The sequence below is a fragment of the Pseudomonas sp. BJa5 genome, from assembly GCF_030272875.2.
GTDB lineage: Bacteria > Pseudomonadota > Gammaproteobacteria > Pseudomonadales > Pseudomonadaceae > Aquipseudomonas.
In genome coordinates this window covers 110,654-130,493 of the sequence record NZ_JALRNG020000002.1, presented here as the reverse complement: position 1 = coordinate 130,493, position 19,840 = coordinate 110,654, and the positions used below count along the sequence as shown (strand labels likewise).

General features: G+C 65.7%; 16 protein-coding genes. 13 read left to right on the top strand and 3 right to left on the bottom strand.

What is annotated here, in order from left to right:
- Nucleotides 1-8 precede the first annotated feature (8 nt).
- From M2D63_RS01770 to M2D63_RS01735, 8 genes are all read left to right on the top strand, one after another.
- The gene (locus tag M2D63_RS01770) at nucleotides 9-1,790 is read left to right on the top strand and encodes an aconitase X (protein WP_285861023.1); all 1,782 of its coding nucleotides are present in this window, start codon (nucleotides 9-11) and stop codon (nucleotides 1,788-1,790) included.
- A complete protein-coding gene (locus M2D63_RS01765; protein ID WP_285861022.1) occupies nucleotides 1,783-2,448 on the top strand; it encodes an amino acid ABC transporter permease in 666 nt (221 codons plus the stop codon). Before M2D63_RS01770 ends, M2D63_RS01765 begins: the two co-directional genes overlap by 8 nt.
- A 10-nt stretch (nucleotides 2,449-2,458) precedes the next feature.
- Nucleotides 2,459-3,109: an amino acid ABC transporter permease gene (locus M2D63_RS01760; RefSeq protein ID WP_285861021.1), complete on the top strand. Its 651-nt coding sequence runs from the start codon at nucleotides 2,459-2,461 to the stop codon at nucleotides 3,107-3,109.
- Complete coding sequence (locus tag M2D63_RS01755) at nucleotides 3,102-3,824, top strand: amino acid ABC transporter ATP-binding protein (RefSeq protein WP_285861020.1); 723 nt, start codon at nucleotides 3,102-3,104, stop codon at nucleotides 3,822-3,824. Before M2D63_RS01760 ends, M2D63_RS01755 begins: the two co-directional genes overlap by 8 nt.
- Before the next feature lie 113 nt (nucleotides 3,825-3,937).
- Complete coding sequence (locus tag M2D63_RS01750; protein WP_285861019.1) at nucleotides 3,938-4,966, top strand: trans-3-hydroxy-L-proline dehydratase; 1,029 nt, start codon at nucleotides 3,938-3,940, stop codon at nucleotides 4,964-4,966.
- Nucleotides 4,967-5,089: 123 nt separating this feature from the next.
- Nucleotides 5,090-6,007 (top strand): dihydrodipicolinate synthase family protein, encoded by a 918-nt coding sequence (locus M2D63_RS01745; RefSeq protein WP_285861018.1) that lies wholly within the window; start codon nucleotides 5,090-5,092, stop codon nucleotides 6,005-6,007.
- 69 nt (nucleotides 6,008-6,076) lie between these two features.
- Entirely contained in the window at nucleotides 6,077-7,462 is a 1,386-nt protein-coding gene (gene abaF / locus M2D63_RS01740; RefSeq protein WP_285861017.1) for a fosfomycin efflux MFS transporter AbaF, read from the top strand.
- Nucleotides 7,463-7,486: 24 nt separating this feature from the next.
- Nucleotides 7,487-9,067 carry an aldehyde dehydrogenase (NADP(+)) gene (locus M2D63_RS01735; protein WP_285861016.1) on the top strand — a complete coding sequence of 527 codons (1,581 nt, stop codon included), beginning with the start codon at nucleotides 7,487-7,489 and terminating at the stop codon, nucleotides 9,065-9,067.
- 118 nt (nucleotides 9,068-9,185) lie between these two features.
- Here the strand turns inward: M2D63_RS01735 and M2D63_RS01730 are convergent, their stop codons facing one another.
- Nucleotides 9,186-10,193, bottom strand: a complete 1,008-nt coding sequence (locus M2D63_RS01730) for an Ldh family oxidoreductase (RefSeq protein WP_285861015.1) — start codon at nucleotides 10,191-10,193, stop codon at nucleotides 9,186-9,188.
- A 176-nt stretch (nucleotides 10,194-10,369) separates the two neighbouring features.
- Here M2D63_RS01730 and M2D63_RS01725 point away from each other — a divergent pair, with 176 nt between their 5' ends.
- Nucleotides 10,370-14,932: an NEL-type E3 ubiquitin ligase domain-containing protein gene (locus tag M2D63_RS01725; protein WP_285861013.1), complete on the top strand. Its 4,563-nt coding sequence runs from the start codon at nucleotides 10,370-10,372 to the stop codon at nucleotides 14,930-14,932.
- A 69-nt stretch (nucleotides 14,933-15,001) separates the two neighbouring features.
- Here the strand turns inward: M2D63_RS01725 and M2D63_RS01720 are convergent, their stop codons facing one another.
- Nucleotides 15,002-15,295 carry a DUF1330 domain-containing protein gene (locus M2D63_RS01720; protein WP_285861012.1) on the bottom strand — a complete coding sequence of 98 codons (294 nt, stop codon included), beginning with the start codon at nucleotides 15,293-15,295 and terminating at the stop codon, nucleotides 15,002-15,004.
- A 75-nt stretch (nucleotides 15,296-15,370) separates the two neighbouring features.
- Between M2D63_RS01720 and ribBA the strand changes: the two genes are divergently transcribed.
- Nucleotides 15,371-16,483 (top strand): bifunctional 3,4-dihydroxy-2-butanone-4-phosphate synthase/GTP cyclohydrolase II, encoded by a 1,113-nt coding sequence (gene ribBA, locus M2D63_RS01715; protein ID WP_285861011.1) that lies wholly within the window; start codon nucleotides 15,371-15,373, stop codon nucleotides 16,481-16,483.
- 116 nt (nucleotides 16,484-16,599) lie between these two features.
- On the opposite strand, the gene M2D63_RS01710 is transcribed toward ribBA, so the two are convergent.
- Nucleotides 16,600-16,788, bottom strand: coding sequence for a hypothetical protein (locus M2D63_RS01710; protein ID WP_285861010.1), 189 nt, complete (start codon nucleotides 16,786-16,788; stop codon nucleotides 16,600-16,602).
- Nucleotides 16,789-17,069: 281 nt separating this feature from the next.
- Between M2D63_RS01710 and M2D63_RS01705 the strand changes: the two genes are divergently transcribed.
- The 3 genes from M2D63_RS01705 to M2D63_RS01695 are packed head-to-tail and all read left to right on the top strand — an operon-like array spanning nucleotide 17,070 to nucleotide 19,831.
- The gene (locus M2D63_RS01705) at nucleotides 17,070-18,095 is read left to right on the top strand and encodes an ABC transporter substrate-binding protein (protein WP_285861009.1); all 1,026 of its coding nucleotides are present in this window, start codon (nucleotides 17,070-17,072) and stop codon (nucleotides 18,093-18,095) included.
- Nucleotides 18,092-19,015, top strand: a complete 924-nt coding sequence (locus M2D63_RS01700; protein WP_285861008.1) for an ABC transporter permease — start codon at nucleotides 18,092-18,094, stop codon at nucleotides 19,013-19,015. The genes M2D63_RS01705 and M2D63_RS01700 overlap by 4 nt, the downstream gene beginning before the upstream one ends.
- Nucleotides 19,016-19,021: 6 nt before the next feature.
- Nucleotides 19,022-19,831 carry an ABC transporter permease gene (locus tag M2D63_RS01695; RefSeq protein ID WP_285861006.1) on the top strand — a complete coding sequence of 270 codons (810 nt, stop codon included), beginning with the start codon at nucleotides 19,022-19,024 and terminating at the stop codon, nucleotides 19,829-19,831.
- The last annotated feature ends 9 nt before the right edge of the window (nucleotides 19,832-19,840 follow it).

Sequence of the window (19,840 nt, the reverse complement as noted above, 5' to 3'; positions counted from 1 at the left end):
TGCCCGGCATGACCAGCACAACCACTCCCCTGGCCGGGCGCTGCCTGGTCGAGGGCGCGGCCCAGGGCGAACTGCTGTTCGCCGACACCGGGCTGAGCTTCTGGGGCGGGGTCGACCCGTTCAGCGGCGAAGTGATCGACCGCCATCATCCATTGAGCGGCCAGTGCATCGCCGGACGCGTACTGGCCATCCCCAGCGGACGCGGCTCGTGCACCGGCAGCAGCGTGATGATGGAGCTGATCAGCAACGGCCACGCACCGGCAGCACTGGTACTGGCCGAAGCCGATGAGATCCTGACCCTTGGCGTGCTGGTCGCGCAAATCCTGTTCGGGCGTTCCCTGCCGGTGCTGTGCATCGGCCGGGAGGCCTTCGCCGGTTTGCGCGGCGCAGGCTTTGCGCGGGTCGAGGGCGAGCGGCTGAACTGCTTTGCCCAGGCGCCGGTCGATGCCTGGCAAGCGCCTGCGTTTGCACAGGCCGCCCCCTCTTTCGAGACGGCTCTGAACCTGAGCGAACAGGATCACGCCCTGCTCGACGGCCACCACGGCAAGGCCGCGCAGATGGCGATGCAGATCGTGTTGCGCATGGCCGAGCTGCAAGGCGCCGAGCAGTTGCTGGACGTCACCCAGGCCCATATCGACGGCTGCATCTACACCGGCCCCGCCAGCCTGCGCTTTGCCCAGCAACTGGTGCAATGGGGGGCGAAGGTGCGGGTGCCGACCACGCTCAATTCCATTTCGGTCGACCAGCGCCGCTGGCGCGAGCTGGGCATCGACCCGGCGCTGGGCGAACCGGCCAGCGCCCTGGGCGATGCCTACATGGCCATGGGCGCGCAACTGAGCTTCACCTGCGCGCCCTACCTGCTGGACAGCGCGCCGACGCTGGGCGAACAGGTGGTCTGGGCCGAATCCAACGCGGTGGTCTACGCCAACAGCGTGCTCGGCGCATGCACGCTCAAGTACCCCGACTACCTGGACATCTGCATCGCCCTGACCGGCCGCGCACCGCGCATCGGCTGCCACCTGGACAGCCAGCGCAAGGCCCAGCTGATCGTCGAGGTGCCGGCACTGCACAGGCTGGATGACAGTTTCTACCCGCTGCTGGGCTACCACATCGGTGCCCTGGCCGGTTCGCGGATTCCCCTGGTGCGCGGCCTGGAACAGGCGCAACCGAGCCTTGACGACCTCAAGGCCTTCGGCGCCGCCTTTGCCACCACCTCCGCCGCACCGCTGTTTCATATCGCCGGGGTCACCCCCGAAGCGCTGGACCCGGCGCAGGTGCTCGAACCCGGCGCAACCCTGCCCACCGAGCGCCTGCAACCGGCCGGCCTGCTGCACAGCTGGCGCGAACTCAACAGCGCCCGCGAGCCTCAGGTCGATGTGGTGTCGCTGGGCAACCCGCACTTCTCGCTCAGCGAGTTCGCCGCCCTCGCCCACCTGTGCCAGGGCCGGCACAAACACCCGGACGTGGTCGTGGCGATCACCTGCGGTCGCGCCGTGCTCGAACAGGCCCGCGCCGCCGGCCATATCGAGGTGCTGGAACGCTTCGGCGTGACCCTGGTAACCGACACCTGCTGGTGCATGCTCGGTGAACCGGTAATCCCGCCGGCGGCGCGCACGCTGATGACCAACTCCGGCAAGTACGCCCACTACGGGCCGGGCCTGGCCGGTCGCCCGGTACATTTTGCCAGCCTCGGCGAATGCGTCGAATCGGCCTGCACCGGCCAGGCCAGCGGCCGCCTGCCCACCTGGCTGCAACCTGCCGCCTGCAAGGAGAGCCCCGCGCATGTTTGACTACACCTTCCAATGGCGCTCGGCGCTGCGCGCCCTGCCGGACATGCTCACCGGCGCCTGGGTCACCTTCGAAACCGCTGCCCTGTCGATGATCTTCGGGGTGCTGATCGCCCTGGCCCTGACCGTCATGCGCGAAGGCAAGCAGCCGCTGTTGCGCGGCTTTGCCGATGGCTGGGTGTCGATCGCCCGCAATACGCCGTCGCTGTTCCAGATCTACATCCTGTACTTCGGCCTGGGCTCGATGGGCCTGCATGTCAGCTCCTGGATCGCCTTGCTGGCGGGGATCACCTTCAACAACGCGGGTTACTTGGCCGAGAACTTTCGCGGCGGCCTCAAGGCCGTGCCCGGCACGCAAATGCGTGCGGCACGCTCGCTGGGCATGAGTGCATTCCAGGCCTACCGGATGATCATCGTTCCGCAGTTGTTGCGGGTGGTGTTCTACCCGCTGACCAACCAGATGGTCTGGGCGGTGCTGATGACCTCGCTGGGGGTGATCGTGGGCCTGAACAACGACCTCACCGGCGTGACCCAGGACTACAACGTCAAGACCTTCCGCACCTTCGAATACTTCGCCCTGGCGGCAGCGCTCTACTACGTGATCGCCAAGGCGATCGTCGCGGTAGCCCGGCTGATGGCCTGGCGACTGTTCCGTTACTGAGGAGCCCGGCATGTTCTCTACCGGATTTACCTGGAACGACATGATGTTCCTGCTCGACGGGGCCCGGGTCACCGTGCAACTGACCTTCTGGGCCATCCTGCTGGGCACCTTCGCCGGGCTGCTGTTCGGCCTGGCCCGGGCCCTGTGGCCACGCCTGAGCCTGCCGCTGGCGTGGGTGCTGGATGTATTTCGCAGCGTTCCGCTGCTGATCCAGTTCGTGCTGTTCAACTCGTTCAAGAGCATCGTCGGGCTGAACATCAGCGCCTTCAGCGTCGGCTGCATCGTGCTGGGGGTGTACACCGCGGCCTACTTCACCGAGATCGTCCGCGGCGGTGTGCTGGCGGTGTCGCTGAGCGTGCGCCGGGCCAGCCGCTCGCTGGGCATGAGCTACCTGCAGGACTTGCGCTGGATCGTCCTGCCGATGGCCACCCGGGTGGCGTTTCCCGGCTGGTTGAACCTGGTGCTGGGGGTGATGAAAGACACGGCGCTGGTGATGTGGATCGGCATCGTCGAACTGCTGCGCGCCTCGCAGACCATCGTTACGCGGATTCAGGAACCCCTGCTGGTGCTGTGCATCGCAGGCCTCATCTACTACGTCATGAGCCTGGTGGTCGCCCGCCTGGGCGCCCGTCTGGAACAAAGGTGGCAGGAAAATGATTGAGATCCAGAACGTACACAAATCCTTCGGCAACCTGGAAGTGGTCAAGGGCGTGAGCCTGACCGTGGACAAGGGTGAAGTGGTGTCGATCATCGGCGGCTCGGGCTCGGGCAAGTCGACCTTGCTGATGTGCATCAATGGCCTGGAGCCGATCCAGAAAGGCAGCATCCGCGTCGACGGCGTCGAGGTGCACAACCGCGCCACCGACCTCAATCGCCTGCGGCAGAAGATCGGCATCGTCTTCCAGCAGTGGAACGCCTTCCCGCACCTGACGGTGCTGGAGAACGTCATGCTGGCGCCGCGCAAGGTACTGGGCAAGACCAAGGAGCAGGCCGAGGAACTGGCGGTCAAGCAACTGACCCACGTGGGCCTGGGCGACAAGCTCAAGACCTTCCCCGGCAAGCTGTCGGGCGGCCAGCAGCAGCGCATGGCGATCGCCCGGGCGCTGGCGATGTCGCCGGACTACATGCTGTTCGACGAGGCCACCTCGGCCCTCGACCCGCAGCTGGTGGGCGAGGTGCTGGACACCATGCGCATGCTCGCCGAAGACGGCATGACCATGGTCCTGGTGACCCATGAGATCCGCTTTGCCCGGGATGTGTCGGACCGGGTGGCGTTCTTCCGCAACGGCCTGGTGCATGAAATCGGCGCGCCGGAGCAAGTGATCGGCAACCCGTTGCAGCCGGAGACGGCGGCATTTCTCAAATCGGTGAAATAAGAGCATCGCAGGCTTCGCCAGCTCCCACAGGGTCCAGGGTGATCACACCTCCTTCTGTGGGAGCGGGCTTGCCCCGCGATGAGGCCCTCCCATCCAACACAAGGAGTCCCCCCATGCGCTCATCGAAAATCGTCCACATCGTCAATTGTCACGCCGAAGGCGAAGTCGGCGACGTCATCGTCGGCGGCGTCGCCCCGCCCCCTGGCGCCACGGTCTGGGAGCAGTCGCGCTGGATCGCCAACGACGACACCCTGCGCAACTTCGTCCTCAACGAACCGCGCGGCGGCGTGTTCCGCCACGTCAACCTGCTGGTCCCGCCGAAGGATCCGCGCGCGCAGATGGCCTGGATCATCATGGAGCCGGCCGACACCCCGCCGATGTCCGGCTCCAACTCGCTGTGCGTGTCCACTGTGCTGCTCGACAGCGGCATCCTGCCGATGACCGAGCCACAAACCCGGTTGGTGCTCGAAGCCCCGGGCGGGCTGATCGAGGCGGTCGCCGAATGCCGCGACGGCAAGGTACAGCGAGTGGAGGTGAAGAACGTGCCCTCCTTCGCCGACCAGCTCGACGCCTGGATCGAGGTCGAAGGCTACGGTTCGCTCAAGGTCGACACGGCCTACGGCGGCGACAGTTTCGTCATCGCCGATGCCCGGCAACTGGGTTTTGCCATTCGACCGGACGAAGCGAAAGACATCGTCGAGATCGGCCTGAAGATCACCCGCGCCGCCAACGAGCAGCTGGGCTTTCGCCACCCGCTGAACCCGGACTGGTCACACATCTCCTTCTGCCAGATCGCCGCGCCTGTCGAGTATGAAGACGGTGTCGCCACCGGCGCCAACGCCGTGGTCATCCGCCCCGGCAAGATCGACCGCTCGCCCTGCGGCACCGGCTGTTCGGCGCGCATGGCGGTGATGCAGGCCAAGGGCTTGCTCAAGGTCGGCGATCGCTTTATCGGCCGTTCGATCATCGGCTCGGAGTTCCACTGCCGCATCGAATCGCAGACTGAAATTGCCGGCCGTCCGGCGATCTACCCGTGCATTTCCGGCCGCGCCTGGATCACCGGCACCCACCAATTGCTGCTCGACCCGAGCGATCCGTGGCCGCAAGGCTACCGGCTGTCGGACACCTGGCCCGGCGCCTGATCGCTAACCCCTTGATTTAGAACCACGGCTGAAACCCGATCAGGAAAACATGAAAAAAACGCTGGTCGATTTCTTACACTTTTAATATCGTATACGAAATACAATAAACAACCGGAGAACACCATGAGCAAGTACGTAAACTGGAGCGGCGTCTTCCCTGCGGTCACCACTCAATTCAACGACGACTTCTCGATCAACCTGGAGAAAACCCACGAGGTGATTTCCAACGTGATCCGCGACGGCGTCTCGGGCCTGGTGGTCTGTGGCTCGGTGGGCGAGAACACCTCGCTGACCGCCGAAGAAAAGATCGCCGTGACCGAAGTCGCGGTCGACGCCTCCCGCGGCCGGGTCCCGGTGATCTGCGGCGTGGCCGAGTTCACCAGCGTGCAGGCGGCCAAGGTGGCCAATGCGGTACACAAGGCCGGCGTCGACGGCGTGATGCTGATGCCGGCGCTGGTCTACGGCTCCAAGCCGTTCGAGACCGCCGAGCACTACCGTTATGTGGCCAAGCACGCCGACGTGCCGCTGATGGTCTACAACAACCCGCCGATCTATAAGAACGACGTCACCCCGGACATCCTGATTTCCCTGGCCGACTGCGACAACGTGGTGTGCTTCAAGGATTCTTCCGGCGACACCCGCCGCTTCATCGACGTGCGCAACGAAGTGGGCGATCGCTTCATTCTGTTCGCAGGCCTGGACGACGTGGTCCTGGAAAGCATCGCGGTGGGTGCCCAGGGCTGGGTGTCGGGCATGTCCAACGTGTTCCCCAAAGAAGGCGAGACCATTTTCCGCCTGGCCAAGGCCGGCCGCTTCGCCGAGGCCCTGCCGATCTACGAATGGCTGATGCCGATCCTGCACCTGGATGCCCGCGCTGACCTGGTGCAGTGCATCAAGCTGTGCGAAGCCATCGCCGGTCGCGGCAGCGCCCTGACCCGTCCGCCACGCCTGGCCCTGCCGGAAGCGGATCGTGTGTTCGTCGAGCAGATCATGGCCAAGGCCCTGGCCAACCGTCCGCAGCTGCCGGACGTCGGCCTCTGAGTGATGACCGGGCCGGCTCCCCCATGGAGGCCGGCCCGCCTGTTTTGCGCCCATACAGGAAACCTCCCCATGTCCAATCACTCTGCAAGCGCAACCACCACCCCTTCGGGATTGAAACGCGTCGTGGCCGCGGCCATGGCCGGCACCGTCGCCGAATGGTATGAATTCTTTCTCTACGGTACGGCCTCGGCCCTGGTCTTCGGCCAGTTGTTCTTCCGCCAGACCGACAGCCCCATCGACGGCATCATCGCCGCCTTCGCCCTCTATGCCGTGGGCTTTCTCGCCCGCCCCCTGGGCGGCCTGGTGTTCGGTCACTACGGTGACAAGTTCGGCCGCAAGCGCCTGCTGCAACTGAGCCTGGTGGTGGTCGGCATCACCACCTTCCTGATGGGCTGCCTGCCCGGTTTCGACAGCATCGGCTACGCAGCGCCAGTGCTGCTGGTGCTGTTGCGGCTGATCCAGGGCTTCGCCTTCGGTGGCGAATGGGGCGGCGCCATCCTGCTGGTGTCCGAACACTGCCCGGCCAATCGCCGCGGTTTCTGGGCCAGCTGGCCGCAGGCCGGGGTGCCGGCGGGCAACCTGATCGCGACCCTGGCCCTACTCCTGCTGTCGAGCACCCTGTCCGAAGAGCAGTTCCTGGCCTGGGGCTGGCGTGTGGCCTTCTGGTTCTCGGCCGTGGTGGTACTGATCGGCTACTGGATCCGCACCAGCGTCGATGATGCGCCGATCTTCAAGGAAGCCCAGGCCCGCCAGGCGAAGAAGGCCGTGCAGCAACTGGGCGTGGTCGAGGTATTGCGCCATCACTGGCGTGCGGTGCTGGTGGGGATCGGTGCGCGTTTTGCCGAGAACATCCTCTACTACACGGTGGTGACCTTCTCGATCACCTACCTCAAGCTGGTGGTGCACAAGGACACTTCGCAGATCCTCCTGCTGATGTTCGGCGCGCACCTGTTGCACTTCTTCCTGATCCCGCTGATGGGCTACCTGTCCGACCTGGTCGGGCGCAAGCCGGTGTACCTGACCGGCGCGGTGCTCACGGCGTTCTGGGGCTTCGTCGGCTTCCCGATGATGGACACCGGCAACAACCTGCTGATCATGGCGGCGATCACCCTGGGCCTGGCCATCGAGTCGATGACCTACGCGCCCTACTCGGCGCTGATGGCCGAGCTGTTCCCGACCCATGTGCGCTACACCGCCCTGTCGCTGTGCTACCAGGTCGCGCCGATCTTCGCCGGCTCCCTGGCGCCGCTGATCGCCATCACCCTGCTCAACGAGTACCACAGCTCGACACCGATTGCCTTGTACCTGGTCGGCGCCTCGCTGATCTCGATCATCGCCGTCGGCCTGACCCGCGAGACCCGTGGCAAGTCGCTGCATCAGGTCGACGCCGAGGCCGCCGAGCGCATCGCCAGCGGGCAGAGCGCCGCCGTTCGCCAGGGCAATTCGCTGGCCTGACCCACTATTGAAATGGAGTGTTCCATGCCGGATATCATCGGCCACAACTACATCGGTGGCGCGCGCAGCGCCGCCGGCACTGTCACCCTGCACAGCCATGAGGCGAGCAGCGGCGAAGCCCTGCCCTGGCATTTCCACCAGGCCACGCCTGACGAGGTGGACGCTGCCGTCCGCGCCGCACAACAGGCGTACCCGGCGTTTCGCAGCCTGTCGCCTGCACGGCGGGCGGCATTCCTCGACGCCATCGCCACGCAACTGGAGGCGCTGGGCGATGACTTCATCGAGCTGGTGACGCGCGAAACGGCATTGCCCAATGCCCGCATCCTTGGCGAGCGCGGGCGCACCAGCGGGCAGATGCGTTTGTTCGCCCAGGTGCTGCGCCGGGGCGATTTTCTCGGCGCCCGCATCGACCGCGCCCAACCGGATCGCCAGCCGCTGCCGCGCGCCGACCTGCGCCAGTACCGCCTCGGGGTCGGCCCGGTAGCGGTGTTCGGCGCCAGCAACTTCCCGCTGGCCTTCTCCACCGCCGGGGGCGACACCGCCGCCGCGCTGGCCGCCGGCTGCCCGGTGGTGTTCAAGGCCCACAGCGGCCACATGGCCACCGCCGAAGTGGTCGCCGATGCAATCATCCGCGCCGCCGAACAGACCGGCATGCCCAAGGGCGTGTTCAACATGATCTTCGGTGCCGGCGTCGGCGAAGCGCTGGTCAAGCACCCGGCGATCCAGGCGGTTGGTTTCACCGGCTCGCTCAAGGGCGGACGTGCGCTGTGCGACCTGGCGGCGGCACGGCCACAGCCGATCCCGGTATTCGCCGAGATGAGCAGCATCAACCCGGTGCTGGTGCTGCCCCAGGCGCTGGCCAGTCGCAGCCAACAGATCGCCCGCGAACTGGCCGCCTCGGTGGTGCTTGGCTGCGGGCAATTCTGTACCAACCCGGGGCTGGTGATCGGCCTGCGCTCGCCGGCCTTCAGTGCCTTCGCCGAGCAACTGGCGGGGCAACTGGCCGAACAGCCGGCACAGACCATGCTCAATGCCGGCACCCTCGCCAGCTACGGCAAGGGCGTGCAGGCGCTGCTGGCGCATCCGGGCATCATTCACCTGGCCGGTCGCGCGCAACAGGGTAACCAGGCGCAGCCGCAACTGTTCAAGGCCGACGCACGCCTGCTGATCGAGGGTGACCCGCTGTTGCAGGAAGAAGTCTTCGGCCCGGCCACGGTGCTGGTGGAGGTGGCCGATGCGCAGGAACTGCATCAGGCCCTGGACGGCCTGCACGGCCAACTGACGGCAACGCTGATCGCCGAGGCAGAAGACCTGCAGGCCCATGCCGGGCTGCTGCCGTTGCTGGAGCAGAAAGTCGGTCGCGTGCTGTTCAACGGCTACCCCACCGGCGTCGAGGTCTGCGATGCGATGGTGCATGGCGGGCCGTATCCGGCCACCTCGGATGCTCGGGGCACCTCGGTGGGCAGCCTGGCGATCGACCGTTTCCTGCGTCCGGTCTGCTACCAGAACTGCCCGGATGCGTTGTTGCCCGAAGCGCTGCAGAACGCCAACCCGCTGGGCATCGCCCGCCTGGTAGACGGCCAGAGCAGCCGCGCCGCACTATAGGATCAGCCACTGCCACGCACCTCGGTGGGAGCGGGCTTGCCCCGCGAAGCGATGCAACTGACCTATCGCTATCGCGGGGCAAGCCCGCTCCCACAGCAAGCCTGCCGAGGATTGCCCGTTAATCCAGCAGCGCCTTGAGATCGTTGTACAAGGCCTCTGGAATCTGAACCCCCTCCTCCAGGCTGCGCGCCCGCGCCGCGTAACGGCGTTGCGACGGCAACCGCGCCCCCTGCCCCTCGATACTCTCGAACACCGCTTCAGCGCGGGCCAGGTGCTGATCGGCGGCGTCCCCCAGGAAGCGCTTGGGGTCCAGGGCAATCAACAGCTCGCCATGATAGGGCGAAGACTTGCTGCCACCGGCATGGGACAGCGACTCGGCGCTGGTCAGATCGCCGATCAAGGGGCCTGCGATCAGCTCGACCAGCGTCGCCAGCGCCGAGCCCTTGTGCCCGCCAAAGGTCAGCATCGCCCCCCGGTCGAGCACCACGTTGGGGTCGGTGCTGGGCCGGCCATGCTCATCCACGCCCCAGCCTTCGGGAATGGCCTTGCCCGCCCGCCGATGCAGTTCGATATCGCCCCGGGCGATGGCGCTGGTGGCGAAATCGAATACATAAGGATCCTTACCCGCCCGCGGCCAACCGAAAGCGATGGGGTTGGTGCCGAACACCGGCTGATGTCCGCCGGCCGGTGCGACCCAGGCATGGCTGGGGGTGAACGCCAGGGCGACAAGACCAGCTTCGGCCAGTTGTTCGATCTCCACCCACAATGCGGAAAAGTGCACACAACGGTTGATTGCCAGGGCGGCGATACCCGTACTGCGGGCTTTTGCCTGGAGCAACGGCAGGCCAGCCTGGAACGCCAGTTGCGAGAAGCCGCCGGCAGCGTCCACGCGTACGATCGAGGGCGCCTGGTCGATCACTTCAGGAAGCGCGTCTGGCACTACCTTGCCAGCCTTGAGCGAGCTGACGCAGCCCAGCACCCGGTACAGGCCGTGGGATGCGCAACCGTCGCGTTCGCCGGCGACTATGGTGTCGCTCACAGCATTGGCATGGTCGGCCGTAAAGCCGTTGTGCAAGAGGATCGAGTACGCAAGCGTGCGGGCCTCGGACAGGGTCAATCGGATCATGGTCATCTCCTTGAGCAGACACTCCAGCCTGCCCGAGCCCAGGGCCTACGGCTTGATCGCTTTAGGCCGGCGCGATGACGAACTTGGCACAATCCGCCAGTCCCCATACATAGATACCGCAGGCCCCGCTCCCGCGCTTGATTCGATAGCCCTCCATTCACCGCGAGGACTTCATCATGCCTGCTCCCCAACCTGCCGCCGACAACCCGGCGCCGACACGCCATATCCGAACCCGACGCTCACCCCTGGAAACCGCCGACGAACCCCTGTGGCTGCGCCAGGCCACGCCAGACCAGCGTCACCTGCTCGGCGGCCAGCAACAACGTGGCCGGCAGGCGCGCCAAGCGGCCATGGCGAGCTTCCCCCTGTTCACCCTGTATGACTTTGCCAAGCAGTGGGACCCGTTCGCCATCAAGGACACCCAGGGCGTTACCCCCGCCGACCTGTACAGGCACAGCAATGCCGACCTGAGAACCTACCCCGATTACCTCATGAAAAGCCTGCGCTCGCCCCGCCTGCGCAGCCTCAAGCTCGATGCCTACGAGGCAACGCTGCGCGAAGAACAACTGATCGCCGAAATCAAGGGGCATCTGCAACCAACCGGGGCCAGCATCCTGAAGCGGGCACTGGCCCTGTTCGCCCAGGGTGTTCGTCAGGACACGCCGGCAGACCAGGGCGCGCGCCCCCCGTTAAGGTCGTTGTTCTTGCCGGGGAACATCAGGTTGCCTGAAATCCTGCTGTTCGATGCCCCTCGGGAGCATATCCCCCACTGTGTGGCGTTCATCCCCGGTCACCCGCAACACCCCTTGAAGGAGTACCCGAGCCGCCAGCACTTTTTCGCCAGCCTGCAACGGGACCTGGTGGACCCGACGTTCCAGGCGTTCTTCGAACGTTTCATCCCCTTGCGTCAGCGCGCCATGCTCCGCACGCGCTTGCAGGACGCGGCCGCGACCTACACCAGCCCGGCCCTGGACGCGGCGCCATTGACTAGGTCGTGGCACAACTGGGTGCTGGACCAAATGGTCGAGCGCCTGATCGACGATGCCAGGTTCCTGACCGAAGCCACCCAGCCTGGCGCTACGCTTGCGAGCTATCCATTGCATGATTTTTCCACGCTCATGCAGAGCCACTTGATGCTCGGTGCCGGGGTCGGCATTGCAGCCGGCGAGGAAGATGAAGGTCGCAGCCCGTCCGACAGCGTCGAGTCCTTGCGCTGGGTCCGCCTGCCGGACGGCAGCCTCGAACGCTGGCGCATCGACCTTAGCCGCTACCGCTTTGCTGACGATGTCGATGCCGGCCAACCCGATGTGCAGGGCATCTACCAGGTCAAGGGCCGCCCGGCCATCCGCATCAACCAGCACGTCTACCCGATTGTCCGGGATGCGGCGCTGGGCAAATGGCGGCTCGACAGCGCGACGGCCGATGGCGTCTACCAGCCGATTCTCGAACACAACCAGCGCGGCGCCTGGCACCACAGCCTGGAGCAGCCGCAGTACTGGAGCCGGCTGTCGCTGCTGCGACGCCTGGGGCCCATGGTCGAAGGCTTCAGCGATCAACAGCTGCTGGATTTCGCCTGTATCAGCAACACCAGCAATGCCCAGCTGCGACGCGTCTACAGTTGTGACGAGCCTGCGCCGGCCATGCTGCGCGACACGCTCCTGCGCGCGCGCCTGCATGCCGCCGTCAGCCGGGACATGCAGCGGATCGCTGCGGGACAAACGCTGCCCGACGAAGCCCATATCCCCCAACTGCTCACCTTCCGCCAGTTGGTAGACATTCGTCTGGGCCGCCACCCCGGCGGCAATCGTCCGCGGCGCAGCCCGGGCGACTCGCCGCCCCCGGGCCAGTGCCCGGCTGACCAGGCCTGCGACGCGCCGCCTGCGGATCTGTTCGCGGACTGGTTCAGTCGCCTGCACGCGGCCATTTTCAACTATCGCTATGAACTGGCCCACATCCACCCGGATGTGGCGGTGCTCGAACTAGAGCGCCGCTTCCCCAGGATGCCCAGGCCTCTCGCCCAGCTGTTGCTCGATCGTGTCAGGCCGAACCTGGTCGCAGAACTGCAACTGCGCAATCATGCGGTTCCGCGTAGCCTGACCCAGGCCATCGACCAGGTGCAGGACGACTTGCCCCAGACCCGGGCACTGGAAGGCTTCATCTACCCGACCCTGGCCAATCACGACACCTTCAGACTGGCGATCGGCCTGCTGGAGTTCCTGCCCGGCTGGCCGAGCGGTACCGCCCTGGTCCTGCGGGCCGGGCACCTGGGTGAGGTATTGGCCTCGGTCGGCAGGACCGACGTGGAGTCCAACAGCCTGTACCATGACGAAGATGAAGGCTGGTTCGCCACCAGAGCCGACCATATCCCCATTGGGCTGGACAACACCGACCTGGGTTTCTACCGCAGCCTGCTGTACGCCCTGGGAGAGCCGGTCTGCCGCAGTCTGGGGCTGGGGCCCAATGAACCCGAACGCCTGCATCAACAGCTTACCCAGCTTGCCATGGAGCGACCGATACGCGCCCGCTTGCTGCTGGGCCTGCCGGTGCACAATCCCTGGCTCGCCCCGCCAGCGCTCGATCCCTGGCAGCGCAACGATCCCCTGGGCGCAGGGCCTGGCCTGTTCGAACGCGAACCGGCCGCTACTCGCCTGCAGGCCCTGCACAGTAACCTGGGCATCCTGCGCCTGGATGGCACCTTTATTACCTGGCTGCTGCACGACCTGCTCAGGCGTGAAGAGCCCATCCTGCCCTGGGTCCAGGCGCGGGAACGCGAACATGCACAGCTGCAGGGCCTGCAGGCCTGGGTGGACAGCAGCCCCAACGAAGCGATCCGGGAGGCACGTGACGATGCGGTGCTGCGCGTGCGCTATGCCTGGGAGTCGCAATTCAACCTGATCACGGTGACGCTGGACCTGCGCAACCCGGACCTGGACAGGCTACCGCCCATCCCGGTACCCCTGCCTGCCGTCGAGGCGTTGTCGATCACCGACCTGCCCATCCACGAAATCAGCGAGGACTTCATCCGGCAAATGCCCAACCTGCATCGCGTCAGCATCCATGGAGCACCACTGACTACATTGCCGCAGGCTCTGGGCGACCTGCAGTTCCTGCAGAACCTCGACCTGTCGCGCACTCGGGTCGCGCCTTCGGCCTTGCGGATGCTGGGCCGGGCGACGCGCCTGCAGTACCTTCACCTCAACGACATGACCCTCGACGGCATGCACTGGACCGTAGCCGACATGCACGCCGTCACCGCCAGCCCAGTGTTTTCGGCACTGATCATGGAACGCTCCCAGGTCAGCTTCGAAGCGGGTGTCGTCGACATGCTCAGCCGTGCACCCGGCCTGGAGATCCTGCACCTGACCGATAACGACCTGCAACTGACGCCCGATGACGTCGCGTCCCTGGGCCGACTGAGTGCACTGCGGGTGCTGGACCTGTCCGGGAACCATCTGCTGGCCAGCCCGGACTTCAGGCAGATGCCACACCTGGAAGAAATCGACCTGCGCAATACCGGCTTGTCCCAATGGCCCATCGGCCTCGACCAGCTGCACCGTCTGGCGTCGGTGAACCTGCGCGGCCTGTACTTCAGCAGCGTGCCGCCGGGCGCAGGCAGCAACGCCGCCCTGATCATCAGCCTGGAGGCTGTGCCCGAAGCGGACCAGGCACGCTTCGCCCAGGAGCTGGAGACCGCGGGCGGGGAGTTCTTGCCCAGCGACCACTCCAGCGAACTCAACAGCGGTTCCGATGCCGATCTGCTCGACTCGGGGCATCACCTTCGCCCCCTGACGACACAACTGTTCACCGGCATGCCGGAGAGCGAGCGGCAGCAAGCCGACAGCTTGTCCGAACTACCTGCTGCCGAGAACTTCTTCGCTGTCCTGCGGCGCATCCACGGCCGCTACCGTACAAGGCTGGATGACATCCAGACCCTCATTCGCGCCGCGTTCCGCGACAACACCCGTATCGCCCTGTTCCAGATCGTCGACGAGGTAACCTGTGTCGACCGCGATGCCCTGATGTTCTCGCAGATGCTGCACCTGGCCGAGGCGGACCGACTGATGTCCGCAACCCCGGAGGATGCCGTGCACACCGAGATGCTCGGTCTGGCCCTCAGCCAGTGGCGCTGGATGCGCCTGCAGGAGCATGTCGCCGGCAACATGACCACCTGGCACAACCAGGGGCACGACGTCCGCGATCCGGTGGAGGTGCAGCTGTACTTTCTCCGCCACCTGGCAGCGCGCCTGGGCATCAGGCACGCCCCCACCGACCAGGCCTTCAGTGTCTATACCCGCTGGGTCACCGACGCCATGCTCGACCAGGCGGCCACGGCCGTGCAGAGCACCCAGGCGAGCCTGTTCCCTGGCTACCTGGTCAGCGAAGTGTTCTGGCAACGCTACCTGAGATTCGCCTATGCCCGGGTGATGGCCGACATCGACACCTGGCGAGGTCAGCAGGGAGGCTACCTGGACAGCCTGGCCGAGGGCGAAGAACTGCCCGCCGAGCTCTCCGAGTTCGAACGCCAGCAATTGCACAAGGTGCTGGCGGTGGTACTGGGCGTACCGCTTTCAGAGGTGAGCAGCGTCGGCCTGTCGCTGAACTCGGATCAATACGCCAGGGCCTACAAGGAGCTGGAGGTGCTGGTCAAGAAAGCCTGGCTCGACTTGAGCATGCCGTTGCTGGAGGCTTACCTGCGTAGGGAGAGCGAACCGCAAGCCGGCCCTTCCTCGCGCAGTTGACCACCGTCATCGCGGGGCAAGCCCGCTCCCACAGCATCTGTAGGAGCGGGCTTGCCCCGCGATGAGGCCTCAAGCCTGGCATCCCTCGACAATGATCACCTCAGCCTGCGCCACCCCCTGACGAAACCGGCACGCCGCCTGATACTGCTCCGACCGATAACAGGCCACAGCCTGCTCGTAGGACTCGAACTCGATCACCACGCTACGCTGCGGCGTCGCCCTGCCCTCCATCGCCTCGCTGCGCCCGCCACGGGCCAGCAGCTTGCCGCCGAACGCGGCAAACGCCGCCGGCGCCCGCTGGGTGTACTGCTGATACTGCTCCGGGTCGCTGACGTCGACATGGGCAATCCAGTAAGCCTTCATTGCACGCTCCCGCTTCAAGTTGTTTGGTATTATGGTATACCATAAAAATCTCTACCTGACAGCGAGTACGCAGCAATGGCTTTCAACAGCATCGAAGAGATCCTCGAAGACTACCGCCAGGGCAAGATGGTGCTGCTGGTGGACGACGAGGACCGGGAAAACGAAGGTGACCTGCTGATCGCCGCCGAACGCTGCGACGCCCAGGCCATCAGCTTCATGGCCCGCGAAGCGCGCGGGTTGATCTGCCTGACCCTGAGCGACGAGCACTGTCAGCGCCTGGGCCTGGAGCAGATGGTGCCGAGCAACGGCAGCGCCTTCAGTACCGCTTTCACCGTGTCGATCGAAGCCGCCAGGGGCGTCACCACCGGCATTTCCGCCGCCGACCGCGCCCGCACCGTGGCCGCCGCCGTGGCCCCCGACGCCCGGGCCGAAGACCTGGTACAGCCGGGGCATATCTTTCCCCTGCGCGCCCGCGAGGGCGGCGTGCTGACCCGCGCCGGGCACACCGAAGCCGGTTGCGACCTGGCGCGCCTGGCCGGCTTCAGCCCGGCCTCGGTGATCGTCGAGGTGCTCAACGACGATGGCACCATGGCCCGCCGCCCGGACCTGGAAATCTTCGCCGCCCGCCATGGCATCAAGATCGGCACCATCGCCGACCTGATCCACTACCGCCTGAGCACCGAGCAGACGGTCAAGCGCATCGGCGAGCGTGACCTGCCGACGGTGCATGGCACCTTCCGCCTGGTGACTTACGAGGACCGTATCGAAGGCGGTGTGCACATGGCCATGGTCATGGGCAATATCCGCCGCGAGCAGCCGACCCTGGTGCGCGTGCATGTGATCGATCCTTTGCGCGACCTGGTCGGTGCCGAATATGCCGGCCCCGCCAACTGGACCTTGTGGGCGGCCTTGCAGAAGGTCGCTGCCGAAGGCTGCGGGGTAGTGGTGATCCTGGCCAACCACGAGTCCTCCCAAGCCCTGCTCGAACGCGTGCCGCAGCTGACCCAGCTGCCGCGGCCCTACCAGCGCGGTCAGTCGCGCACCTATTCGGAAGTGGGCACTGGCGCGCAGATCCTCCAGGACCTGGGCGTGGGCAAGTTGCGTCACCTGGGGCCGCCGCTGAAGTACGCGGGCCTGACCGGGTATGACCTGGAAGTGGTGCAATGTGTGCCCTATACCGGCGTGTAGGCACGGGCGATCTGTGGGGGACTGGTGATCTGTGGGAGCGGGCTTGCCCCGCGATTGCACGGGGCCCGTCGCATCGCATCGCGGGGCAAGCCCGCTCCCACCCCGCCCCGCCGCACCTATTCTTGGGCCTTGGGGAAATTGCGGCAACTCTTGCGCTCGGCCAGCTCCCGGTCACTGGGACGCTGGTCGACGAACACCGCATGGCCGTCCTTGTAGATCTCCAGGTACCCCCAATGCAGATCCTCCTCCCGCTGGCCGGGCTTGGGCGGCTCGCGCCACCAGGGTTCTCGACTGATCAGCTCCATGACCGGGCTCCGCTCGGAAAGATTACTTCACTATAGACACTGGCCGGCGAAGGCTCTGGCCCGCACCTGCCTGCCCGAACGCCAGTGCCGGGTGATAGCCGGTAGCCTCCAGATGCTTGCCAAAAGTTTGGAATACCATAATATGATATCCCGTAGACCGAAAAACCTGCTGAACGGCTCCTGACAGGTCCGCCAGCCACAACCACGCTTGAACTGATGCTCCCCATTACAAGGCGGGCAACGACAGCCCGCCGATAAACACAAGAAACGAGGGCGTACCTATGCTGTTCACCAAACGCGCAAGTGCAGTGCTGGCCGCCAGCCTGCTGACTTTGACCTGCCAGGTCGGCCTTGCCGCCGACAGCCTGAGCTTCGTCAGCTGGGGTGGCACCACCCAGGATGCGCAGAAGCAGGCCTGGGCCGAACCCTTCAGTGACGCCAGCAAGATCAAGGTGGTCCAGGACGGCCCCACCGACTACGGCAAGCTCAAGGCCATGGTCGAAAGCGGCAACGTGCAGTGGGATGTGGTCGACGTCGAGGCCGACTTCGCCCTGCGCGCCGCCGCCGAAGGCCTGCTCGAGCCCCTGGACTTCACCACCATCAAGCGTGAGCGCATCGACCCGCGTTTCGTCTCCGACCACGGCGTGGGCTCGTTCTTCTTCTCCTTCGTGCTCGGTTTCAACGAAGGCAAGCTCGGCGCAAACAAGCCCCAGGACTGGAGCGCGCTGTTCGACACCAAGACCTACCCGGGCAAGCGTGCCCTGTACAAATGGCCAAGCCCCGGCGTGCTGGAACTGGCCCTGCTGGCCGACGGCGTGCCCGCCGACAAGCTCTACCCGCTGGACCTGGACCGCGCCTTCAAGAAACTCGACACCATCAAGAAAGACATCGTCTGGTGGGGCGGCGGCGCGCAGTCCCAGCAACTGCTGGCCTCCGGTGAGGCGAGCATGGGGCAGTTCTGGAACGGCCGGGTCTACGCCCTGCAGCAGGACGGCGCCCCCGTCGGTGTGAGCTGGAAGCAGAACCTGGTCATGGCCGATTTCCTCGTCGTGCCCAAGGGCGCCAAGAACAAGGACGCGGCCATGAAGTTCCTGGCCGAAGCCAGCAGCGCCAAGGGCCAGGCCGAGTTCGCCAACCTCACCGCCTATGCCCCGGTCAACCTCGACAGCATCGGCCAGCTCAAGGCCGACCTCGCGCCGAACCTGCCGACCGCCTACGCTCAGGATCAGGTCACCCTGGACTTTGCCTACTGGGCCAAGAACGGCCCGGCCATCGCCACCCGCTGGAATGAGTGGCTGGTCAAATGAAAGTCGCGATCAATGCCCTGCAAACCCCGTCCGGCACCCCGGGTGCCGGCACCAAGGGAGCCGCGATGAAGCAGACACCGCCCCTGCGCCTGCGCTGGCGCGGCAGCCGCAACCTGCTGCCGGCCCTGTTGTTCCTCGGCCTGTTTTTCTTCGCCCCGCTGATCGGCCTGCTGTTGCGCGGGGTGTTGGAGCCGGTGCCGGGCCTGGGCAATTACGAGCAGCTGTTCGCCAACTCGGCCTATGCCCGGGTGCTGTTCAACACCTTCTCGGTGGCGGGCCTTGTGACCCTGATCAGCGTGCTGCTGGGCTTTCCGCTGGCCTGGGCGATCACCCTGGTGCCACGCGGCTGGGGCCGCTGGCTGCTGAACATCGTGCTGCTGTCGATGTGGACCAGCCTGCTGGCGCGTACCTACTCCTGGCTGGTACTGCTGCAAGCCTCGGGGGTGATCAACAAGGCACTGATGGCCATGGGGATCATCGATGCGCCACTGGAGATGGTGCACAACCTCACCGGTGTGGTGATCGGCATGAGCTACATCATGATCCCGTTCATCGTCCTGCCGCTGCAGGCGACCATGCAGGCCATCGACCCGATGGTGCTGCAGGCCGGCTCCATCTGCGGCGCCAGCCCCTGGACCAACTTTTTCAAGGTGTTCCTGCCGCTGTGCCGCTCGGGACTGTTCTCCGGCGCCTTGATGGTGTTCGTCATGTCCCTGGGCTACTACGTGACCCCGGCCCTGCTCGGTGGCGCACAGAACATGATGCTGCCTGAATTCATCGTCCAGCAGGTGCAGTCGTTCCTCAACTGGGGCCTGGCCAGTGCCGCCGCCGCGTTGCTGATCGCCATCACCCTGGTGCTGTTCTACTTCTACCTGAAGCTGCAACCGGAATCGCCGGTCGGCAGCAGCAACGCGAGGTAAGCCAAGATGCTCCTGACGCCCAACGCCATGGGCCGGCGCCTGCGCTACGGCCTGTTCGCCACCACCGGCCTGATCGCGCTGTTCCTGCTGCTGCCGATCGTGTTCATCGTGCTGTTGTCGTTCGGCTCCTCGCAGTGGCTGGTGTTCCCGCCACCGGGCTGGACGCTGAAGTGGTACGCGCAGTTCTTCTCCAACGCCGAATGGATGGACGCGGCCCTGGCCAGCCTCAAGGTGGCGGTGCTGACCACTCTCTGCGCCGTGGCCCTGGGCCTGCCCACCGCCTTTGCCCTGGTGCGCGGGCGCTTTCCCGGCCGGGAGATGCTCTACGGCCTGTTCACCCTGCCGATGATCGTGCCGCTGGTGATCATCGCCGTGGCGGTGTACGCGCTGTTCCTCAAGCTCGGCTACACCGGCACGCTGTTTTCCTTCGTGGTCAGCCATGTGATCGTCGCCCTGCCCTTCACCATCATCTCGATCATCAACTCGCTCAAGCTGTTCGACCAGTCGATCGAGGATGCCGCGGTGATCTGTGGCGCCTCGCGCCTGCAGGCCATCGTCAAGGTGACCTTTCCGGCGATCCGCCCGGGGATGATCGCCGGCGCCCTGTTCGCCTTCCTGGTGTCCTGGGACGAGGTGGTGCTGAGCGTGATGATGGCCAGCCCGACCCTGCAGACCCTGCCGGTAAAAATGTGGACCACCCTGCGCCAGGACCTGACCCCGGTGATCGCCGTCGCCTCGACGCTGCTGATCGGGTTGTCGCTGCTGGTCATGGTCATCGCCGCCGCCCTGCGCCGGCGCAACGAAGTCAGCGCTTGAGCGCCTGGA